Annotated in this window: 16 protein-coding genes; 13 read left to right on the top strand and 3 right to left on the bottom strand. The window is 57.7% G+C overall.

Going from position 1 to position 21,333, the window contains the following annotated elements; genetic code table 11:
- Positions 1-70 precede the first annotated feature (70 nt).
- The 7 genes from glmU (at position 71) to MDHKLMBL_RS12965 (ending at position 9,920) form a co-directional block, all read left to right on the top strand.
- The gene (glmU, locus tag MDHKLMBL_RS12995; protein ID WP_053113388.1) at positions 71-1,435 is read left to right on the top strand and encodes a bifunctional UDP-N-acetylglucosamine diphosphorylase/glucosamine-1-phosphate N-acetyltransferase GlmU; all 1,365 of its coding nucleotides are present in this window, start codon (positions 71-73) and stop codon (positions 1,433-1,435) included.
- Between the two features lie 30 nt (positions 1,436-1,465).
- Complete coding sequence (gene glmS / locus MDHKLMBL_RS12990) at positions 1,466-3,298, top strand: glutamine--fructose-6-phosphate transaminase (isomerizing) (RefSeq protein ID WP_008172600.1); 1,833 nt, start codon at positions 1,466-1,468, stop codon at positions 3,296-3,298.
- A 101-nt stretch (positions 3,299-3,399) separates the two neighbouring features.
- Entirely contained in the window at positions 3,400-3,870 is a 471-nt protein-coding gene (locus tag MDHKLMBL_RS12985) for a hypothetical protein (RefSeq protein WP_008172602.1), read from the top strand.
- Positions 3,871-3,926: 56 nt separating this feature from the next.
- Entirely contained in the window at positions 3,927-4,886 is a 960-nt protein-coding gene (locus MDHKLMBL_RS12980; protein ID WP_104270961.1) for a helix-turn-helix transcriptional regulator, read from the top strand.
- A 106-nt stretch (positions 4,887-4,992) separates the two neighbouring features.
- A complete protein-coding gene (locus MDHKLMBL_RS12975) occupies positions 4,993-7,146 on the top strand; it encodes a TonB-dependent siderophore receptor (protein WP_104270960.1) in 2,154 nt (717 codons plus the stop codon).
- A 340-nt stretch (positions 7,147-7,486) separates the two neighbouring features.
- Positions 7,487-8,992: a sodium/proton antiporter NhaB gene (nhaB, locus tag MDHKLMBL_RS12970; protein ID WP_053115500.1), complete on the top strand. Its 1,506-nt coding sequence runs from the start codon at positions 7,487-7,489 to the stop codon at positions 8,990-8,992.
- Between the two features lie 91 nt (positions 8,993-9,083).
- Positions 9,084-9,920: a substrate-binding periplasmic protein gene (locus tag MDHKLMBL_RS12965; RefSeq protein WP_053113354.1), complete on the top strand. Its 837-nt coding sequence runs from the start codon at positions 9,084-9,086 to the stop codon at positions 9,918-9,920.
- Between the two features lie 13 nt (positions 9,921-9,933).
- On the opposite strand, the gene MDHKLMBL_RS12960 is transcribed toward MDHKLMBL_RS12965, so the two are convergent.
- The 3 genes from MDHKLMBL_RS12960 to MDHKLMBL_RS12950 form a co-directional block, all read right to left on the bottom strand.
- Positions 9,934-10,620 (bottom strand): DUF3047 domain-containing protein, encoded by a 687-nt coding sequence (locus MDHKLMBL_RS12960; protein ID WP_053115499.1) that lies wholly within the window; start codon positions 10,618-10,620, stop codon positions 9,934-9,936.
- A gap of 108 nt (positions 10,621-10,728) precedes the next feature.
- Positions 10,729-11,634 (bottom strand): response regulator transcription factor, encoded by a 906-nt coding sequence (locus MDHKLMBL_RS12955; protein ID WP_053113353.1) that lies wholly within the window; start codon positions 11,632-11,634, stop codon positions 10,729-10,731.
- On the bottom strand, positions 11,621-15,004 hold the full coding sequence (locus MDHKLMBL_RS12950) for an ATP-binding protein (RefSeq protein ID WP_053113352.1): 3,384 nt from the start codon (positions 15,002-15,004) through the stop codon (positions 11,621-11,623). The genes MDHKLMBL_RS12955 and MDHKLMBL_RS12950 overlap by 14 nt, the downstream gene beginning before the upstream one ends.
- Positions 15,005-15,301: 297 nt before the next feature.
- Here MDHKLMBL_RS12950 and urtA point away from each other — a divergent pair, with 297 nt between their 5' ends.
- The 6 genes from urtA (at position 15,302) to MDHKLMBL_RS12920 (ending at position 21,327) form a co-directional block, all read left to right on the top strand.
- Complete coding sequence (urtA, locus tag MDHKLMBL_RS12945; protein ID WP_014578807.1) at positions 15,302-16,573, top strand: urea ABC transporter substrate-binding protein; 1,272 nt, start codon at positions 15,302-15,304, stop codon at positions 16,571-16,573.
- Positions 16,574-16,671: 98 nt separating this feature from the next.
- Positions 16,672-17,598, top strand: a complete 927-nt coding sequence (urtB, locus tag MDHKLMBL_RS12940; RefSeq protein ID WP_014578806.1) for an urea ABC transporter permease subunit UrtB — start codon at positions 16,672-16,674, stop codon at positions 17,596-17,598.
- Between the two features lie 9 nt (positions 17,599-17,607).
- The gene (gene urtC / locus MDHKLMBL_RS12935; protein ID WP_104270959.1) at positions 17,608-18,816 is read left to right on the top strand and encodes an urea ABC transporter permease subunit UrtC; all 1,209 of its coding nucleotides are present in this window, start codon (positions 17,608-17,610) and stop codon (positions 18,814-18,816) included.
- Positions 18,816-19,574 carry an urea ABC transporter ATP-binding protein UrtD gene (urtD, locus tag MDHKLMBL_RS12930; protein ID WP_053113350.1) on the top strand — a complete coding sequence of 253 codons (759 nt, stop codon included), beginning with the start codon at positions 18,816-18,818 and terminating at the stop codon, positions 19,572-19,574. The genes urtC and urtD overlap by 1 nt, the downstream gene beginning before the upstream one ends.
- Before the next feature lie 2 nt (positions 19,575-19,576).
- Positions 19,577-20,266, top strand: coding sequence for an urea ABC transporter ATP-binding subunit UrtE (urtE, locus tag MDHKLMBL_RS12925; protein ID WP_014578803.1), 690 nt, complete (start codon positions 19,577-19,579; stop codon positions 20,264-20,266).
- 14 nt (positions 20,267-20,280) lie between these two features.
- Complete coding sequence (locus MDHKLMBL_RS12920) at positions 20,281-21,327, top strand: aliphatic amidase (RefSeq protein WP_053113349.1); 1,047 nt, start codon at positions 20,281-20,283, stop codon at positions 21,325-21,327.
- Positions 21,328-21,333 lie beyond the last annotated feature (6 nt).

Raw genomic sequence — 21,333 nt, 5'->3', positions numbered from 1 at the left:
GGCCCTGAAGGGTGCGGTTTTTTTATTTTCAGCATTCAGAGAGTAAACACTCCGGGAGCCTGACTTTTCCATGAGCCCGCTACACGTCGTCATTCTGGCCGCTGGCCAGGGTTCCAGAATGAAATCCGCACTGCCAAAGGTGCTGCATCCGATTGCCGGCCGCCCTATGCTTCATCACGTGATCGACACCGCCAAACAGCTTGGCGCCGAGAGGATCCATACGGTCATAGGTCATGGTGCTGACAAGGTTCGGGAAACCACCGATGAGGCCTCGGTAAACTGGGTCACCCAGAGTGAGCAGTTGGGTACCGGCCATGCTGTGGCTCAGGCCCTGCCGGATCTTCCCGATGACGCCCGTGTTCTTGTGCTTTACGGCGATGTGCCTCTGACTCGTCATGAGACGCTCGACGGATTGGTTGGGACACTTGATGACCACACCCTGGGTTTGTTGACCGTCACCATGGACAATCCCCAGGGATACGGACGGATTGTCCGGAGTGCTGATGGCGACGTGCAGTCGATCGTCGAGCAGAAAGACGCCTCTCCCGAGCAGCAGCAGATCCGCGAAGTGAACACCGGGATACTGGCGGTGTCGGCGAAACACCTGAAAACCTGGTTGCCGACGCTCTCCAACAGCAACGCCCAGGGCGAATATTATCTGACCGACATCATTGCCATGGCGGTGGAACAGGGTCTCCGTATTGCGGTGTCCCAGCCGGAGAATCCCTATGAAGTCCAGGGAGTCAACAATCGCCTGCAACTGGCTGAACTGGAACGCTGGTTCCAGCGCCAGCAGGCTGACCGGCTGATGACAGAAGGAGCGACACTCGCGGACCCCTCCCGGATAGATGTCCGTGGCGAGCTGAGTATCGGCAATGACCTCTGGATTGATGTGAACGTGGTATTCGAGGGCAAGGTCAGCCTTGGCAGTAATGTATCCATTGGCCCCGGTTGCGTCATCAAGGACGCCACCATTGCAGATGGCGCGGAGATCAAGGCCAACAGCGTGATTGAAGGGGCCGTAATTGGCGCCAGCGCCCAAATCGGGCCGTTTGCACGTATCCGGCCGGGCACGGAACTGGCGGCCAACACCAAAGTGGGCAACTTCGTGGAAACCAAAAAGGCCATTGTGGGTGAGGGCAGCAAGATCAACCATCTCAGCTATGTGGGTGATGCCTCACTGGGCCGTAATGTGAATGTGGGTGCAGGAACCATCACCTGTAATTATGATGGTGTGAACAAGTACCGGACGGTGCTCGGCGACGGGGTCTTTGTCGGCTCCAATACAGCCCTGGTTGCGCCGGTTACCGTTGCGGCCGATGCCACCATCGGTGCCGGGTCCACCATCACCCGTGATGTAGCCGACCACGAACTGGCCGTCGCAAGGGGCCGGCAGCGCAATATCGCCGGTTGGGAAAAGCCGAAGAAACACTGATACAAACGATCAACAGACAGGTAGAACAGCATGTGTGGAATTGTAGGCGCCGTTTCGGAAAGGGACGTTCAGGGTATCCTTCTTGAGGGTCTGCGCCGTCTGGAATACCGGGGATATGATTCGGCCGGTATGGCTGTAATCGGTGGCGACCACAGTGTCCAGCGCGCTCGGGAAGTGGGTAAAGTTGCCGCACTCAGCGATGCCATGGAAGCAAACCCTCTCGCGGGCCACCTGGGCATTGCCCATACCCGCTGGGCAACCCATGGCGAGCCCTCTCAGATCAACGCCCATCCGCACATGTCCGGCGACCGGCTGGCTATTGTCCACAACGGGATCATCGAAAACTATCAGGAGCTGCGTGAAGAATTGCGGGCTGACGGTTTCGAGTTTACGTCCCAGACCGATACCGAAGTCGTCGCGCACCTGATTGAGAAACACTACCGCACACTGGGTAATCTCCATGATTCCGTGCGTTCGGCGATCGCCCGTTTGCGTGGAGCCTATGCCCTGGCGGTGGTACACGCCGACGAACCGGAGCACCTCGTGGTATGCCGTGAGGGCAGCCCCCTGGTCATTGGTGTGGGTATTGGCGAAAACTTCATCGCGTCTGACCAGCTGGCGCTGCTGCCAGTGACCGACCGGTTCATGTTCCTGGAAGAAGGCGATATCGCCGATATCCGAAAGGACGCCATTGCCATACTCGATCGCGATGGCAGCCCCGTCGAGCGGGAGGTAACCCGCTTTGAGCACGGCACCGACTCGGCGGATAAGGGCGAGTACCGTCACTTCATGCTCAAGGAAATCTACGAGCAGCCGAAAGTGATCAAGGCCACGATGGAAGGTCGGGTTACCAAGACGCGGGTGCTGGAGCAGGCCTTGGGTACTGAGGCCGCCAACCTCTTGGAGAACGTTCGCCACGTCCAGATCATTGCCTGCGGCACCAGTTACCATGCCGGTATGGTGGCCCGTTACTGGATTGAGGAACTGGCGGGCGTTGCCTGTTCCGTGGAGGTGGCTTCCGAATTCCGCTATCGCAAACACGTGATCCAGCAGGACACCCTGTTCCTCTGTATTTCCCAGTCCGGCGAAACCGCCGATACCCTGGCGGCCCTGCGTCAGGCGAAAAAAGCAGGTTTCCGGGCAGCATTGGCCATCTGTAACGTGCCGGGCAGCTCCCTGGTTCGCGAATCCGACCTGGTGATCATGACCCAGGCGGGACCGGAAATCGGCGTGGCCTCTACCAAGGCGTTCACCACCCAGCTCACGGCTTTGCTGATCTTTACCCTGGCCCTGGCCCGTCATAATGGGCTGCCCGAGGAGCAGGAAGCTGAAATCGTCGAGGCTCTTCACCTCGTGCCTGGCCAAGTCAGCGATGTGCTGGCCCTGGATGGCGAGATCGCCGAGATGTCCAAGGCATTCATGGATAAGAACCACAGCCTGTTCCTGGGGCGCGGTTCCCAGTTCCCGGTGGCTCTTGAAGGTGCCCTCAAGCTCAAGGAAATCTCCTACATCCACGCCGAGGCCTATCCTGCCGGCGAGCTCAAGCACGGCCCCCTGGCCCTGGTCGACAGCGAAATGCCAGTGGTCACTGTCGCTCCCAACAATGACCTGGTTGAGAAGCTGAAATCCAACCTGGAAGAGGTCCGGGCCCGCGGCGGTGAACTGTTTGTCTTTGCTGATAAAAAGGCCGACGTCAAAGCGGAAGAGGGCCTGCACGTGATGCAGATTCCGTCAGTGCATCCGATTACCGCGCCGATCGTGTACACCGTGCCACTGCAGCTGCTGTCCTACCATGTGGCTGTGTTGAAGGGTACCGATGTGGACCAGCCGCGGAACCTGGCCAAGAGCGTCACTGTAGAATAGCCCCGCAGGCCAGCAAGGCCTTGATCACAGAACAAACGTTTTCTTGTATTTCACGATAATGATAATTATTATCATTATCGTGAATAAACAAGGAGAACGTGATGGAATTTCTGTGTCCCAATCACCGCCAACAGTTCGCGGACCTGCCGCTGGAAGAACGCAAAGACCTCTGGCTGTTCTGGATGGAGAATGCCCACGACTGCAGTGAGCAGGGGCAGTGGCGGGATGTTATCTCGCTGGCTGGCAGCGCCTTCGATCTTGCTTGCCTGCACGGGCCGCGGGATGAATCCTGCATGCACATCGAACTGACTCTCTCAGCCATACTGGTCTCCCGGGCCCTTTCCGATCGCGGTGAGCGGGCCGGTATGGACGCGGTGATTCTCCGGGCACTGGAGAGCCTTCAGCACCCGGACCATGCCGCCCCCATCGACGGTTGCTGTGATATCCACGACTGCGTTTCTGTGCTTATAGATCCTTCACGGCACGCAGACTTTTTTGCTGACTACCTGAACTGGCCCTCCTTACCTTTCGTTCCACCGAAACGGGCAACTATGGTACGGACGCTCCATTGACCTCGTAACCGGACAAACACAGGCACAGTTAGCAGACCAGGTTGGATAGGCGTGGAGTGGGCAGGTTGCACACATTCAGTCAGGCAGATTTCGAACGTTTCGGGCAGCTTTACGACATAGAATTTCGGTTTCCGGCCATCCAGGGCGACACCGGAAGTGATGACCGTATCGTTGCCCGGGGTGAGATTGCCGAGTACAGCCTGGCTTCGGGTTTTCGGTTTACGTTTTCTTCGCTTCAGGTGCTCCAGGCGTATGAATCAGTCTCTTCTGGTCATGCGCCGTTGCTTGTGCTGGTCGTTCTGGATGGCACCGTTGAGCTTACCCTCGGGTCGGTCGAACACGTTCTGTCATCGGGTAATGCTGTCAGCATGCAGCTGCACCCGGACTATCCGTTACGGGCGCACCAGCCTGAGCAAGAGCATCTGCAAATTGTGGCACTCGCTTTCGACCCACGCGGCGCAACATTGGACCACGTCTCCTCCAGCTTACAAGACCTGACCATTCTTCCCAGGGTTCCCCTGCGTCAATGGAGTGTGCCCCACCCGTTCGAGGAGTTGCTGCGGACCCATGCACGCCTCACGATGACCGTCGCCCAGAAAAGCCTGGTTTTGGAGGGCCTCGCGCTGCAGCTTGCCGGATTGGGTCTGGCAGGCGACGAGCATGAATCCCCGGATGCTCCGGTGGTTCCGGTCCAGCAACGTCAGCGACTTGAGCTCGTAAGGCAGCATCTGGAGTTCACCCCGGACCATGACCACACCCTAAAGGACCTCGCACAGATGGCTGCCATGAGCCCAAGCGGCTTGCGAGCGAAATTCCGGGCGATGTACGGCGTGCCGGTGTTCGACTATCTCAGAAAATGCCGACTTCGGTTGGCAAAGCATTATCTGGAGCAAGGCTTCAGTGTTGAACAGAGCGCGAACAGGGTGGGTTACACCCACGCGACCAATTTTTCGACGGCGTTTCGCCGAGAGTTCGGCTTTTCTCCCCGACAACGGGCGGCCAATCACAAGAAATAGCATTGCGCATAGGTTTTTTGGCTTCTGGAATACCAAAGCTCGGATCTAAACGACAATAATTCGCATTACACTTAAACTTGTAAAGCGCGTTGTTTGGAGCTGATCAATGAATTCGTTACGTGATAATCGCCAGTACTTACTCCCGTCCGGCCTGGCCTTGGCCATAGCCGGGGTTCTGGCAAGCCCGATACTGTACGCGCAGGAAGCGAATATTACCGAGCTGGATGCCATTGAAGTATCGGCAGATGCCGCCGAACCGAGCGGCACCGCACCGAGTGATGGCTACACCGCAGAGGCGACCGTTACCGGCACGAAAACAACCACCAACGTGGTTGAAACGCCCCAGTCCATTTCCACAGTCACAGCGGATCAGATCGAGGACCAGAACGCGGCCAACCTGGGCGAAGTTCTGCGTTATACAGCCGGCGCCCGAGGCGAGACCTTTGGTTTCGAGCCGCGCACCACGTTTCTGAGAATACGCGGCTTCGATGTGGCCACCAGTGGCTTGTTTCGTGACAACCTGAAACTGGCGAACCCCGGCTTTGCCGCCGGTTACAGCCTGGAGCCCTATGGCGCCGAGCGCATTGATGTGCTCAAGGGGCCTTCTTCCGTTCTGTACGGACAAGCGGGCCCGGGTGGGTTGGTGAACTATGTGTCCAAACGTCCTACTTTCGACACCCGTCGAGAAGTGCGCGTTGAGGCTGGTACCAACGATCTGGTCCAGGGCCATTTTGATATCAGTGGGGCGGTGAACGACAGTGATACCCTCGCGGTTCGCCTGGTGGGCCTGGTTCGCGACAGCGAAACCCAGGTGGATTTTGTCAACGACGACCGAAAGTACCTGGCCCCCAGCCTGACCTGGCAGCCCACGGACGCCACCCGACTGACGGTATTGGCGCACTGGCAGTACGACGATACCCAGCCATCTCAACGTTACCCGTTGCAGGGCACGTTGGAGCCAAATCCGAATGGCCCGATTCCTGACAACCGGTTTACCGGCGAGCCAGGGTACGATGCCTATGAGCGTCGCGAGAGTGCCATTGGTTACGAGTTTGAGCACCGCATCAATGACCAGATAGTTCTGCGTCAGAATGTCCGGGACTACCGTAACGATGTTGACGACCAGACCATCTACACCACCGGTTTGCTGGCGGATCAGAGAACCATTACCCGGTCGCGCTTTGACAGTTTCGGTCGCATTGACGGACTGGTCATGGATAACCAGCTGCAGTTGACCGCTCAGGCGGGCGCGGCAGAGCACACGGTATTGGTCGGCCTGGACCATCAGGATATCGATGTGTCATCCCGGCAGTTCTTTGGGGCCGCCAGTAACCTGGACATCTATGATCCTGTCTATGGGGCGCCTGTCCCTGATGCCCCGTTGTTTAAAGACGAGGACGGACAACTCAAACAGACCGGCATTTACCTTCAGGATCAGATCCGGGTAGACCGTTGGACGGTTTCCCTTGGCGGCCGGTATGACGTGGCCCGTTCCGAGACACTCAATAATCTCACCGGCGCCACAGCTAGCCGGGAAGACGAGGCCTTCACTGGTCGTGCCGGTGCCAGTTACCAGTTCGCGAATGGCTTTGCCCCTTATGTGAGCTACATGGAGTCGTTTCTCCCCACCACAGGTACCGATGCGGCCGGCAACCCGTTCGAGCCCGAAACCGCACACCAATATGAGGTGGGCGTAAAGTACCAGCCCAATACGGACACGCTGGTGACACTGGCCTGGTTCGACCTGACCCGGGAAGACTACCTGACCACCAACCCATCGACCTTCGCCAATGAGCAGAAGGGCGAGGCCAACTCACAGGGCCTTGAGATGGAAGCGCGCACCCGTCTGTTCCATGCGCTGGATGTGATCGCCAGCTATAGCTATACCGACGCCGAGATCACCAAAGCCAGCAATCCGGTGGAAGAGGGCGAGCCGCTGGAATACACACCGGAACATGAAGCGGCCTTGTGGGGAAAATACAGCTTCCGGGGCGGCATGCTGCATGGCCTGGGGCTGGGTGCCGGCGTGCGTTACATCGGCGAGAGTTTTGGCGCGGCGTTCAATGCGGATAATTCTGCCCTGGAAGTACCGGATGTCACCCTGGTGGATGCTGCGATTACCTACGACATTGGCCAGGTGTCGCTGGGGCTGCATGCCCAGAACCTGCTGGACGAACAGTATGTAGCAACGGCTTTCGACAGCTCCGGTACGTATGGCACCCGTCGTGAAGTGACCGGTTCCGTTACTTACCGGTTCTGATTGCATTATCCTCCCGGCGCAGGGACGCGCCGGCTCCGACCCATTTTCTCAACAGACCCTATCAGTGTCCTTCCCCCAGAACATTTGTGTATTTTTTTCACAAAGCGACCTCACAGCCACGCAAATCGGTTAAAATACGCGCGCTACATCTTTGTTGATCAAGTAATACTACGAAGATATCTGTGTTGATCAGCGCCCATTCCCCATTTGCTTGTTAGTAAGACCAAAATCGGTCTTCATTTTGTACCTTTGGCCCATACCCCGGTACGCAAATATCAAGGAAGATGCGGGCCTGCTGGCACACAATACCAATAACCCGTTTTCTCAGAAGATTTCCGTAATGCCCAATACCGTTATCTCCGGCTTTACCCACAACTTCCTTGGCAAGGCGCCCGTCTGGTACAAGCAGGTGATCCTGCTGTTTCTTGTCGCCAACCCGATTGTCATGTGGACCCTGGGGCCCGGAACGGCCGGCTGGCTTCTGATCGCAGAGTTTATTTTTACTCTTGCCATGGCCCTGAAATGTTACCCGCTTCTGCCGGGTGGCCTGCTGGCGGTAGAGGCATTGCTGATTGGCCTGACCACGCCGGATGCAGTGTATCTGGAAGTGCTAACCAACTTCCCGGTGATCCTGCTGCTGATGTTCATGGTGGCGGGCATCTACTTCATGAAGGAACTGCTGCTGGTGACGTTCACCCAGATTCTGGTGGGTGTGCGTTCCAAGTCGGCGTTATCGTTGCTGTTCTGTAGCGCAGCAGCACTGCTTTCGGCCTTCCTCGATGCACTGACGGTTACCGCGGTTATTATTAGCGTGGCGGTCGGGTTTTACGCGGTTTACCACAAGGTGGCCTCCGGCAAGGGCTACCAGCACAAGGACCACAACGCGGGCAGCGATGACGAAGTAATCGAGCTGCACCGTGAAGATCTGGAAAATTTCCGGGCGTTCTTGCGCAGCCTTTTGATGCATGGTGCTATCGGTACCGCGTTGGGCGGCGTTGCCACCATGGTAGGTGAGCCCCAGAATCTGTTGATTGCCAAAGTCGTGGGTTGGGACTTTGCCGGTTTCTTCCTGCACATGGCGCCAGTGAGTTTGCCGGTATTGGCGGCTGGTTTATTTACCTGCTGGGCCCTGGAGAAGCTGCGTTGGTTTGGCTACGGCGGGCGTTTGCCCAAGCCTGTGCGTCAGGTGCTGGAAGAATTTGCGGAGAACGAGCGGACCAAGCGGACCAAGGCTGATCAGGCGGCTCTCTGGGTACAAGCCTTTGCCGCCGCGATCCTGGTGGTGGGCCTCGCTTTCCATCTCGCCGAGGTCGGCCTGATTGGCCTGCTGGTCATCATCCTGATTACCTCCTTTACCGGCGTTACCGACGAGCATCAAATTGGCAAGGCCTTCCAGGAATCCCTGCCGTTTACCTCGCTGCTGGTGGTGTTTTTCGCGGTGGTTGCGGTGATCCACGAACAGCACCTGTTCAAGCCGATTATTGATTACGTGCTGTCGCTTCCGGAAGCCCGGCAGCCTGGCATGTTCTTCATTGCCAACGGCGTGCTCTCAATGATCAGCGATAACGTCTTCGTAGCGACTGTTTATATCAGCGAAGTCAAACAGGCTCTGGATGCAGGGGCCATCAGCTACGAGCATTTCCAGAAGTTGGCAGTTGCCATCAACACAGGTACCAACCTTCCCAGCGTTGCGACTCCCAATGGCCAGGCGGCTTTCCTGTTCCTGCTGACGTCTGCCATAGCGCCGCTGGTTCGGCTGTCCTACGGCAAGATGGTGGTGATGGCGTTTCCCTACATGCTGGTAATGGGCGGTGTTGGTCTGTACATGGTTATCAACCATATTTGACATTATGTTCGGATTTTTGCGGGCGGTGTCAGTGCAGATCTTTCCGGGTCTGTTAATCTTTGGCTAAACAGACCCGAACAATACGGATTCCATGCCCAGAAACTGCCCGGTCCATTCTTCCCGACTCTCTGAAGCCATGCATTTGACCGTTGTCCGGCTTTGGATATTGCTGGTAGGTTTATTATTTACGTCCGCCTCCCTTGGCGCGTCGGAATCCGTAAACAAGACTCTGCGCATTGCCTATGTGGAGTTTCCCCCCATTACCTATCAGGCCAGCGATGGCCGCCCTGCTGGCAGCTTTATAGAGCTTACCCGGAAGATCGCTGTGGAAGCGGGTTACGAGCCGGAATTTCTCTTCTTGCCCATCAGCCGGGTATACCTGTATCTGCGCAACGGTAGAATTGACGTTTGGCCAGGTTCGGCCAACGTTCCTGCCCTTAACGGTGAAGTTCTTGAGACCTGGGTCACTCCCCTCGCGACCCAGCTCAGTGCCTGGTATCTGGAGGGAACCGAACCACTTACACATTTTGATCAACTGCAGGGCAAGACCGTCATCACGATAGGCGGGTACACCTATGGAGGGCTCTTGTACTGGCTGGAGGCGGAAGGTTCGATTGACGTCACCCAGGCTCCAAACTATCGGGCTGCTCTGGAAATGCTCAAGCTTGGCCGAGGCCATTACCTGTTTGGGCATCGGGATCCGGTCGTGGAAACCCTGACCATGCCCAAAGACGAGAAAATCCGTGAATCGGCGATCCGTTTGAGGAATCTGACCTGGCTGTTCTCGCTGGCCAATCCCCGGGCAGCGATCCTGCGGGAAGAGTTCAATGATGCCTACATCCGTCTGGCTGAAAAGGGTGAAGTGCCGCCGATACGAAACCTTGGAGAAAGCTTTGTGATCCCCGGATTTCCCGAGCAATACCGTTAGTAGTGTTCAGGGCTCAGGAATCCGGGTTCAGAAGGATGTCCCCATACCAGGCCGTGGCCTTTTCACCGGTGTTGTCCGAATCCGACATGATGGCAATGCCCACGACCGGTGGCGGTTCCTCGCCAAACGCTTCCCGATAATCGGCCATGATATCCCGCTCCACCGTGACCCATTCGCCGACCTGTTCTGATCCGGAATTCACGGCAATCATCATGGTTTTCTCGGTGTACGGGTTGGGCACAATCTCGCCCTTCGGGAGAGTATTGGCCCAGATGTAGTTGAGGGCATTGCCCGGCAGGGACTCACCGAATAACACCTCGACTGTCTTGCGTTTGGCGCGCTCGAAAAACCCCGCCTTCTCGGGCTGGAACTCGAACGCCACATAGATTCTGGCCGGGTAATCGTCCCCGGACTTTTCCCGGGCATCCCCGTTTTCGAAGACATTCGAGACCTTCCAGCGCCATTGCAGAATCAGCGAATCGGTTGGCTCCAGCCTGACCCGTGCGATCAGTCCCGACGCACCGCCGTCCGTGGTCGCCCGCACGACCTGCTGACCGTATTCGGTTGTCAGTTCATAGCGGCTGAGCTGATCTATCTTGGGGAATTCCAGAGGCTCCCAGCCATCATTCAGGGACTGCATTTCCGAGAAAGGTGTGAGCGGGGATGGTGTCTGTGCCAACAACAGCCCTGACAGGCCCATCAGAACCAGCACTGATAAAAATGTGGCAGTCTTTCTCATCGAGCTTCTCGCTTTCAAGATCACAGTACCCCGATGGACAGACGCTATGAGCAAAAGTGCCCGAGGCCATTACTGGATTGCGAGCAAGCGGATTGCACTGGCTGCGGCCGCCGTCCGGTTTTCTACGCCCAGTTTCCGGAATACCTGCTCCAGGTGTTTGTTAACGGTTCGGGGACTCATATCCAGGATCTGGCCTATCTCCCGGTTGGTCTTGCCGTTCGCGATCCAGAGTAACACGTCGGATTCTCTCAGTGTCAGCTCGAACCGTTGCCGCAGGGCTGCTGTTGCGCTGTTCTGGTTCTGTGGTGTTTTCAGCCGCAGCAGGTATTCCCGGTTATCCACAAGGGCAAGAAACTCTACCGTTCTGTCGATGCCCATGATTTCGACTGGCATGCTGTGGCCCGGCTCGGGACGGTGGCCCAGCCATTCCTCCAGTCTGGCACGTACCTCGGGGAATTCGGGATGCGCTGCGTCGGGCAGGTACTGGCAAACCTGTGGCGTGCCCCACAGCAAGTTCGCCTCGCGGTCCACCGCAAACAGGTTCTGACCGGCCGTATCCAGGGCGCTACGAGCACTGCGGGTCATGCGGGCGTTCGTCAGGTGTACATCCATTCTGGCCAGAAGTTCGGTGGTGTTAATCGGTTTGGTCACGTAATCCACGCCACCGGCGTTGAGCCCCATAACAACGTGCTCGGTATCGCTTAGACCGGTCATGAAGATGATAGGAATATCGGCGAACGCAGGGTTCTCTTTCAATCGACGACAGGTTTCAAAGCCGTCCATATGGGGCATCAAAGCGTCCATCAACACCACATCCGGGGTGATGTTCTGGCTTATCGTAAGGGCCTGGTTTCCTTCCAGCGCAACGAGCACCGTCATACCTGCCTCTTCCATGGCATCGTTGATCATTCGAATGGAGTCGACTGCGTCATCTACGACCATCACGACAGTCTTCCGGTCATTATGAAGCTTCATGTTCGGCTACCTCGAGTAGTTCAAGAATTTTCTCAAACTGGAAATCGTTGGTGAGTCTGGTGAGCTCAATCGCAAAGGGTTCGGCCGCCTCGCCGCTGTGTTTCAGGTCATGCAATGCCTCAAGCAGGCCTTTCCGGTGTCCGATCCGGGCCAGAGTGGCCAGAGCCAGGCGATGCTCCATTTTGGGTAAAGGCAAAACGCCATGGTCGGGTGCTGGAATAGCCGCCATGGGATCCGGGCTCTTATCGAATCGCCAATTGAGATCCAGCACGCTGGCAATGGTGTCGAGCAACAGGTTCAGCCGAACCGGTTTGATGATGTAGCCATCGTGCAGACGCGGTGAGTCTGCGGCGTGGTGGCCCTCGTTAGCGTCGGCAGAGACCATCACGACAGGCATGGTGTGCTTGTGCTGTCGTAGCATTGCCAGGACTTCCCAGCCGCTTTGGCCCGGCATGGACACGTCGAGAAGCACAAGGTCAGGGCGTTCAGCCTCAATGGTTGCCAAAACCTGCAGAGCATTGCCAAGATCGACGATTTCAAAGCCCAGTGGCGAGAGCATGGCCCGCATGACCTGGCGGTGGGACACATCGTCATCCACCAGCAGTACCTTTCGCCGCGAACCGTGGTAACCGTAGATGCGCTTGGCCGGCATTGATATCGAGCGGGGTGTCGAAGAATGCAGGCTTGATAGCATCAGACTGACCCGGAAGACACTACCCTGGCCCGGTACACTCTCCAGCGAGATATCGCCACCCATGATTTCCGTGAGCAGGCGGGTAATGGTCAGACCCAGGCCTGTGCCGGCCCGGCTTTGCCCCGGTGTCCGGATACGTTCGAAGGGTCGGAAGATGCGTTCCACATTCTCAGGGGCTATGCCTTCCCCGGTATCGCGTACGGTGAACTCGGCGACCTGACTGCGATAACGCAGGGTCAGGGAGACGCCGCCCCGATCCGTGTATTTGATGGCGTTGGAGAGAAGATTGATCAGAATCTGGCGCAGCCGCTTCTCATCGGTGGTGACCATTTCCGGAAGCGGGTTGGGGCAGTGGTAATCGAAGGCCAGGCCTTTATCTTCTGCCTGCAGGCGGAACATGGTCACCAGTTGCTCCATCAACAGCTCTATTCGAACCTGATCGCGGTGCAGGTCCAGGCGGCCAGCCTCGATCTTGGAAATATCCAACAGCCCCTCTATCAGATCGGCGAGGTACTCACCGCTGCGGCGAATGACGCCGAGGGCTTCCTTGCGGTGGGAGGGAATGGTCTCGTCGTTTTCCATCAACTGGGCATAGCCGAGGATGGCATTGAGCGGGGAACGGAGTTCGTGACTGATCCCCGTCAAGTAGCGACTTTTCGCCCCGTTGGCGGCCTCCGCCTGTTCCTTTGCCTGCTGAAGAGCCTGGTCGGTCCGTTCGTGGGCGACGATCTCTTCCATCAGGAGGCGATTCTGGCGACGGGACTCTTCCTCGGCCACCACCCGGCTTTCGTGGGCGAGCACGAACAGCCAACAGATCACGCCGGTCACGATCACCAGAATGAAGAACACCTTCCACAGGGTTACCGATAAAAGAATGCCTTCAGCGGGTGAAGCGACCGGCGTCTTGAAATAGATCAGGGACAGCAGCAGGCCGGAAAGGCCGTTGATGAGCACCAGCAGGCTCAGAAAATGCCCGAGCCTTGAGCGCAGACCGGCCAAGACCGGTTTTGGCATCAGGCTCCCGAGAAACTGATTGAGCTGTTCCTGATATCCGGCCCCCGGTTTGCAGGCGTCTGCGCAACGGGCATCGAGTGAACAGCACAGTGAACAGATGGTGCCGTCATACGCGGGACAATGGGTGAGATCTTCCGGTTCGAAGTGATGTTCACAAATCGTGCATTGCACGAGCTGATGGTCAGTAGCGATGGGGACGAATGGCCGTGCTGTGTAGAAACGGCCACCGGTTTTCCAGGCGATCAGAGGCGCCATGATCAGCGCGACTCCCATGGCGATAAAATGGGACAGAGCCTCCGGATAGACGCCCAGTATGCCGGTGTGGCAGATGATTCCTACTACAGAGGCCGTCAGCATGGCACCAACGCCGACCGGGTTGATGTCGTACAGGTGGGCACGTTTGAACTCAATGTGTGCGGGACTGAGCCCCAGTGGTTTGTTGATCACCAGATCCGCCACCAGCGAACCAACCCAGGCAATGGCGACGATGCCATAGAAACCCAGGGTTTCCTCCAGCGCCCGGTAAACACCCAGTTCCATCACCAGCAAGGCAATCGCGACGTTGAAAAACAGCCAGACAACTCGTCCGGGGTGGCTGTGGGTGAGTCGCGAGAAGAAGTTGGACCAGGCGATGGAGCCGGCATAGGCATTGGTAACGTTGATCTTGAGCTGGCAAAGAATGACGAAAATGCCCGCCATCGCCAGGGAGATCTCGGGCGAATGGGTAATGTAATTGAAGGCGATCAGATACATCTGGGTAGGATCAGCCGCCTCCGAGGCGGTAACGCCCTGTTTCAGGGCAAGAACCGCAAGAAAGGAGCCCGCCAGGATTTTCAACATGCCGATCACAATCCAGCCAGGTCCGCCTGCCATAACGGCGGCCCACCAACGTCGCTTTTCCCGGGCATTGCGGGGTTCTGGAATGAAGCGCAGGAAATCCACCTGCTCGCCGATCTGGGCAATCAATGAGAACACCACAGCCGCCGCAGCCCCGAACATAACGATGCTGAAGCCACCGGAATCAACCGGGTTAAGTCCCTCGAACTGTGTCCAGTCGCTGACTGAAGAGGCATCGGCGTAAACAATAAAAACAAAAGGCACCAGTTGGAGAAAAATGAAGGCTGGCTGGGTCCAGACCTGGAACCGGCTGATCGTGGTGATCCCGTGGATTACAAAGGGAATGATCACCACGGAGCAAATCAGGTAGCCGAGAACCAGGGGAACCCCGAACAGCATTTCCAGCGCCATGGCCATGATGGCGGCCTCGATGGCGAAAAAGATAAACGTGAACGAGGCGTAGATCAGCGAGGTGATGGTGGAGCCTATATAGCCAAAGCCGGCACCGCGAGTCAGCAGGTCAATGTCGACGCCATAACGGGCCGCGTAGTAACTGATCGGGATGGCGGTGAGGAAGATCACCAGACTGACGGCCAGTATCGCGGCGACCGCATTGTCGAATCCGTAGTGGAGGGTAATGGAGCCGCCGATGGCTTCCAGTGCCAGAAAGGAGATGGCGCCCAGGGCTGTGTTGCTTACCCGGGCCGCGGACCAGCGCCGGGCACTCTTGGCGGTAAAGCGAAGCGCATAGTCTTCCAGGGTCTGGTTGGCTACCCACTGGTTGTAGCTGCGCCGAACCCGAAAAATATTCTGTCTTGCCGCCATGACTGCCTTGCCTTTGGTGTTTGAGTGCCCCGCGTTAGTGCAGCTTCAAGCTGAAATGCACCGGATGAGAAAGCCGGAACAATATCCGTGCCATAGACCGGTGCAGGAATGTTCTTCTTCTGCATGCCTGCGTTTTTAGCCTGTCCTGTTGGTTACAGGAATGCGTCAAATGACGTAGCGCGCTGGGGCGATTGCCGAATGGGCACCTGTACGGGTGCCGAGCAGAATGATTCTCGTGGGCACTGTGCTTTCGAAGGGAAGCGCGGATCCGGACTTCAAAAACTGCGAGGAATCACCATGGATACGACAGATCAAGCCGCCAACGGGCGGTCGTTCGGTAAGGGACTGGGGCTGAAAAAGAGCCTGATGACGCTGGCGGCTTCCGTCATGCTTGCGACGTCGGCACAGGCGGCAGTGCCGGCCACAGCAGAGGTCAACACGACTGGTCTGGCGGTGACGGATGACACCGTTACGGTCGGCATTCTGCACTCCATCACCGGCACAATGGCGATCAGTGAGATTGGCTCGGTTCAGGCGGAAAAGCTGGCTATTGACCAGATCAACGCCTCCGGTGGTGTCCTGGGCCGCCAGATTGAATTCGTTCAGGAAGACGGCGCCAGTGACTGGCCGACCTTCGCTGAAAAATCCCGGAAGCTACTGCGCCAGGACAACGTTGCTGCGATCTTCGGCGCCTGGACCTCGGCTTCCCGCAAGGCCGTTCTCCCGGTTATCGAGCAATACAACGGCATGCTCTATTATCCCACCTTCTACGAGGGTCTTGAGCAGTCGCCCAACGTGGTCTACACCGGCCAGGAAGCGACCCAACAGATTCTTGCCAGTATCGACTGGGCCGCAGAAACCAAGGGTGCCAAAAGCTTCTATCTGCTCGGATCGGACTACATCTGGCCCCGTACTTCGAACAAGATCGCCCGCAAGCACATCGAGGACAAGCTGGGCCTCAAGGTCTCTGGCGAGGAGTATTATCCGCTGGGTCACACCCAGTTCAACTCGGTGATCAACAAGATCAAGCTGCGCAAGCCGGACGTGATCTTTGCCTCGGTTGTCGGTGGCTCCAACGTGGCCTTCTACAAGCAGATGAAAGCGGCCGGTATCGATTTCACTGATGAGAAGCCCCTTCTGCTGACCATCTCCGTGACCGAGGACGAAATCCGCGGTATCGGCGGTGAGAACGTGGACGGCATCTACGCCTCCATGAAGTATTTCCAGAGCCTCGATAACCCCAACAACAAGGAATTTGTTGCGGCCTTCAAGGAAGCCTACGGCGATGACATGGTCATCGGTGACGTGACCCAGGCGGCTTATCTCGGCCCATGGCTGTGGAAAGCTGCGGTTGAAAAAGCCGGCTCATTCGACATCGACAAGATCCGTGAAGAATTCGCAGGCATTGAGTTCACCAAAGCGCCAGAAGGTTACGTGCGCATCCACGAAAACCATCACCTGTGGTCCAAGACCCGTATCGGCCAGGCTCAACCTGACGGCCAGTACAAGGTTGTCTACGAGACCGAAGAACTGATGGAACCGGACCCGTTCCCGGAAGGCTACCAATAAGCCCGGACTGCTGGCGCCCCCGGGCGCCAGCATCCGTTGCCTCTGAACACAAGATTAAGGGTTTGAAGGGTAAGTTGGTCTAAAGGGGAGTAAGGGTCATGTTTGATGGCTACACCAGCAGTGAGTTGATGTCGATATTTGCCATGCAGGGGTTTGCCGGGCTCTCCCTGTTTTCAGTGTTCGTACTGATGGCATTGGGCCTGGCCATCATCTTTGGTCAGATGGGGGTGATCAATATGGCCCACGGGGAGTTCATGATCCTCGGCGCCTACACAACCTACCTGACATCCGGTTTTTTCCAGTCCTATCTGCCGAGCCTGTTTGGCGGCTACTTCTTCGTCGCCATGGTTCTGGCTTTCCTGATTTGTGCTGCCCTGGGGGCATTCGTCGAATGGCTCATGATACGGCGACTCTATCACCGACCACTGGATACCCTTCTGGCCACCTGGGGTCTGAGCCTGATCATGCAGCAGGCTTACCGATCCATCTTTGGCGCCCGGGAAGTGGGTGTGGACCTGCCCGAGTGGATGATGGGGGCGATCCAGGTGACTGACCTGGTGGAGCTGCCCATCAACGGCTTGTTCGTGATGATCATCGCGCTGTCCATTGCCGTGGGCGTGTATTTCCTGATGTACCGATCCGGCTATGGCAAGAAAGTGCGGGCTGTGGTTCAGAATCGCCCCATGGCTGAAGCCGTTGGTATCAACAGTGCCGGTATCGACCGAGCCACCTTTGCTCTCGGGTGTGGCATCGCCGGCGTCGCGGGTGCTGCCTTCACCATGATCGGTTCCACCGGTCCGTCCTCTGGCCAGGCTTATATCGTAGACACCTTCCTGGTGGTGGTGTTTGGCGGTGCCCAGAGCCTGATCGGCACCATTGTGTCCGCCTTCGGTATATCCCAGGCCCAGTCCACCATGGAGTTCTTCCTCAGTGGTTCCATGGCCAAGGTGCTCACCCTGCTGGTCGTCGTCGGCATCCTGATGCTGCGTCCAGAAGGACTCATGGCCCTCAAGGTCCGTCGCTAGGAGATTGTCATGAAGAGTTCATCCCCATTGAAATGGTTTGCCACCCGCGAGGGACTGTATTTCGTCGCACTGGCCGTGTTGCTGGTGGTGCTTTTGCCACTGGCGCTGGACCCATTCCGCCTGAACATGGTGGGCAAGTACCTGACCTACGCCTTTGTCGCCATTGGCCTGGTGATGTGCTGGGGCAAGGCCGGCATTCTCAGCCTGGGCCAGGGTGTGTTCTTTGGCCTTGGCGGCTACTGTATGGCCATGTTCCTGAAGCTGGAGGCCTCCACTCCGGAGGCCACCGCCATCCAGTCCACCCCCGGCATCCCGGATTTCATGGACTGGAACCAGCTCACCGAGCTGCCCTGGTTCTGGGAACCGTTCCACAGCTTCTCCTTCACCCTGCTTGCGGTGATCGGTGTGCCGGTTCTGCTGGCGTTCGTTATCGGCTTCGCCATGTTTACCCGGCGGGTGGGGGGCGTGTACTTCGCCATCATCACCCAGGCCATTGCCGCAATCCTGACGATCCTGATTATCGGACAGCAGGGCTATACCGGCGGTGTGAACGGCATTACCGATCTGCAGACGCTGAACGGCTGGGACATCCGCACCGATGAGGCCCGGACCATCCTGTACTTTGTCTGTGTTGGCATGCTGTTCCTCTGCCTGTTTGTGGCGCGCCTGGTCCAGAACCGGAAGCTGGGCCGCATCCTTGTGGCCATGAACGCCCAGGAAAACCGAGTGCGTTTTTCCGGCTATGACGTTGCCGCCTTCAAGATCTTCGTGTTCTGCCTGGCAGCGGCTTTTGCCGGCGTCGGTGGTGCCATGTTCACCCTGATTGTCGGCTTCATGTCGCCGTCGTTCATCGGCATCGTCGCTTCCATCGAGATGGTCATCTTCTGTGCCCTGGGTGGCCGGTTGTCCATCCTCGGCGCGGTCTACGGTGCCTTGCTGGTGAATGCCGCCAAGAGTGGCTTCTCGGAATCCTTCCCGGAACTCTGGCCGTTTGCCATGGGTGCGTTGTTTATCGGTGTCGTACTGGCCTTCCCGAACGGTCTGGCCGGCCTGTATCAGACCTACGTCATGCCTCTGGAAGACAAGATCTTCAAGCGCAACAAGGGTGCACAGCTGGAGGCCAAGCCCGCGGAAAAAGCCGCAGAGCCGAAGCCGACCGCTGAGAAGACTCCTGATTACGATCCGATGATCGATTCCTACAGCCCGGAGAAATCGTGATGAGTGCAGCCAAAAGCAAAAGTGGGGATTTCCTGCTGGCGGTCGAAGGCCTGACCGTGTCATTCGATGGCTTCAAGGCCGTGGATGACCTGTCCTTCTACCTCGATCCCAAGGAAATCCGGGTCATCATCGGCCCCAACGGTGCCGGTAAAACCACGGTTCTGGACCTGATCTGCGGCAAGACCAAGGCCACGTCCGGCTCCATCAAGTTTGACGGTAAGGAGCTTACCAAGCTCAAGGAGCACCAGATTGTTCACTCGGGTGTGGGCCGGAAGTTCCAGACCCCGTCCGTGTTCGAGGACCTGACCGTCTTTGAAAACCTTGAAGTGTCCTACCCAAAGGGACACAGCGTGATGGGCGCCCTGGGATTCAAGCGCGACGCGGAGGTGATCAATGCTGTGGAGGAGGTGGCTGAAACCATCTTCCTGACCGAGGCCCTGAATGAGCCGGCTGCATCGTTGAGCCATGGCCAGAAGCAGTGGCTGGAGATCGGCATGCTGCTGATCCAGAAACCGGACCTGCTGATGCTGGATGAGCCGGTAGCCGGGATGTCCGTCACCGAGCGCAAGAAAACCGCCGAGCTGCTGAGGGTGATTACCAGGGACCATACGGTATTGGTGATCGAGCACGATATGCAGTTTGTCGGTGATATCGCTGACCGGGTCACGGTCATGCATCAGGGCAAAGTTCTTTCCGAAGGGTCCATCGAGCACGTGAAATCGGACCCGAAAGTCATCGAAGTCTACCTGGGGCACTGATCATGCTGAGCATCAAACATCATTCGGTGGCCTACGGCCAAAGCACCATCATCGATGACCTCAACCTCGACGTGGCAAAGAACGAAATAGTCGCCGTGGTGGGGCGAAACGGCATGGGCAAGACCACGCTGATGAAATCCCTGGTGGGCATGACCCCCACGCGAGGCGGTGAGGTCAGCCTGGATGGGAACGACCTTTCCGGCCTGAAGAGCTTCCAGCGTGTGCGCGCCGGAATCGGTTTCGTGCCGCAGGGGCGGATGATCTTTCCGACACTGACGGTACGGGAGAATATCGAGACCGGCCTGGCCGCCGTGGGTGAGAAGAAGGTACCCGAGGACCTCTACGAGATGTTCCCGGTACTGAAGGAAATGCAGAACCGGCGTGGTGGCAACCTTTCCGGCGGTCAGCAACAACAGCTGGCTATTGCCCGGGCACTGGCCACCCGGCCCAAGGTGCTGCTGCTTGACGAACCCACGGAAGGTATCCAGCCCAACATTATCAAGGAAATTGCGCAGACCCTTCGGCGCATCCGGGATGAGCGGGGCCTGTCGATTGTGGTGTCGGAGCAGGTTCTGAGCTTCGTGATGGATGCGGCAGACCGGATCCTGGTGATTGAAAAGGGCGCGATTGTGCACGAAGAGAGCCGCGAAGAAGCGGATCAGGACAAGATTGCGAGCTATCTGGCGGTTTAACGAGGAGCAGAACGATGAGACACGGTGATATTTCCAGCAGCGACGATACCGTCGGCGTGGCGGTGGTGAACTACAAGATGCCGCGGCTGCATACCAAAGCCGAGGTGTTGGACAACGCCCGCAACATCGCTGACATGATCAAGGGTATGAAGGTCGGCCTGCCGGGCATGGACCTGGTGGTGTTCCCGGAATACAGCACCATGGGCATCATGTACGACAACGAGGAAATGATGGAAACCGCGGCCACCGTGCCCGGTGACGAAACGGCCATCTTCTCCGCCGCCTGTCGTGAGGCGAACACCTGGGGCGTGTTTTCGCTCACCGGAGAGCGACACGAGGATCACCCCAACAAGGCGCCGTACAACACCCTGGTTCTGATCAACAACGAGGGTGAGGTCGTCCAGAAATACCGCAAGTGTATCCCCTGGTGTCCGATCGAGGGATGGTATCCGGGTGACACCACCTACGTCACCGAGGGGCCAAAGGGCATGAAGATCAGCCTGATCATCTGCGACGACGGCAACTATCCCGAGATCTGGCGCGATTGCGCCATGAAGGGGGCGGAGCTGATTGTTCGCTGTCAGGGCTACATGTACCCGGCCAAGGAACAGCAGGTGATGATGGCCAAGAGCATGGCCTGGGCCAACAACTGTTACGTTGCGGTGGCCAACGCCGCCGGATTTGACGGCGTGTATTCCTACTTCGGCCACTCCGCGATCATTGGCTTCGATGGCCGTACCCTCGGGGAATGCGGTGAGGAAGACATGGGCATTCAGTATGCCCAGCTGTCCGTAAGCCAGATCCGTGATGCCCGTGCGAACGACCAGTCCCAGAATCACCTGTTCAAGCTGCTGCACCGGGGCTACACCGGTGTGCATGCCTCCGGGGACGGCGACAAGGGCGTGGCCGACTGTCCGTTCGAGTTCTACCGTACCTGGGTGATGGACGCCCAGAAGGCGCAGGAAAACGTGGAGGCCATGACCCGGAAGACGGTAGGTACCGCCGAGTGCCCGGTGGGCGAGCTGCCGTTCGACGGCAAGGAAAAATCCGCAGGGGCCTGAGCCCGG

The organism is Marinobacter flavimaris, assembly GCF_002933295.1.
GTDB classification, from domain to species: domain Bacteria; phylum Pseudomonadota; class Gammaproteobacteria; order Pseudomonadales; family Oleiphilaceae; genus Marinobacter; species Marinobacter flavimaris.
Note: the sequence above shows the minus strand (reverse complement) of the source record. Positions and strands in the feature narration are given on the sequence as shown.

What these genes read in the sequence shown, in the direction of transcription:
- glmU (WP_053113388.1), top strand. Translation starts at nt 71, where the DNA reads ATGAGCCCGCTACACGTCGTCATTCTGGCCGCTGGCCAGGGTTCCAGA.
- glmS (WP_008172600.1), top strand. Translation starts at nt 1,466, where the DNA reads ATGTGTGGAATTGTAGGCGCCGTTTCGGAAAGGGACGTTCAGGGTATC.
- MDHKLMBL_RS12985 (WP_008172602.1), top strand. Translation starts at nt 3,400, where the DNA reads ATGGAATTTCTGTGTCCCAATCACCGCCAACAGTTCGCGGACCTGCCG.
- MDHKLMBL_RS12975 (WP_104270960.1), top strand. Translation starts at nt 4,993, where the DNA reads ATGAATTCGTTACGTGATAATCGCCAGTACTTACTCCCGTCCGGCCTG.
- nhaB (WP_053115500.1), top strand. Translation starts at nt 7,487, where the DNA reads ATGCCCAATACCGTTATCTCCGGCTTTACCCACAACTTCCTTGGCAAG.
- MDHKLMBL_RS12965 (WP_053113354.1), top strand. Translation starts at nt 9,084, where the DNA reads ATGCCCAGAAACTGCCCGGTCCATTCTTCCCGACTCTCTGAAGCCATG.
- MDHKLMBL_RS12960 (WP_053115499.1), bottom strand. Translation starts at nt 10,620, where the DNA reads ATGGGCCTGTCAGGGCTGTTGTTGGCACAGACACCATCCCCGCTCACA.
- MDHKLMBL_RS12955 (WP_053113353.1), bottom strand. Translation starts at nt 11,634, where the DNA reads ATGAAGCTTCATAATGACCGGAAGACTGTCGTGATGGTCGTAGATGAC.
- MDHKLMBL_RS12950 (WP_053113352.1), bottom strand. Translation starts at nt 15,004, where the DNA reads ATGGCGGCAAGACAGAATATTTTTCGGGTTCGGCGCAGCTACAACCAG.
- urtA (WP_014578807.1), top strand. Translation starts at nt 15,302, where the DNA reads ATGGATACGACAGATCAAGCCGCCAACGGGCGGTCGTTCGGTAAGGGA.
- urtB (WP_014578806.1), top strand. Translation starts at nt 16,672, where the DNA reads ATGTTTGATGGCTACACCAGCAGTGAGTTGATGTCGATATTTGCCATG.
- urtC (WP_104270959.1), top strand. Translation starts at nt 17,608, where the DNA reads ATGAAGAGTTCATCCCCATTGAAATGGTTTGCCACCCGCGAGGGACTG.
- urtD (WP_053113350.1), top strand. Translation starts at nt 18,816, where the DNA reads ATGAGTGCAGCCAAAAGCAAAAGTGGGGATTTCCTGCTGGCGGTCGAA.
- urtE (WP_014578803.1), top strand. Translation starts at nt 19,577, where the DNA reads ATGCTGAGCATCAAACATCATTCGGTGGCCTACGGCCAAAGCACCATC.
- MDHKLMBL_RS12920 (WP_053113349.1), top strand. Translation starts at nt 20,281, where the DNA reads ATGAGACACGGTGATATTTCCAGCAGCGACGATACCGTCGGCGTGGCG.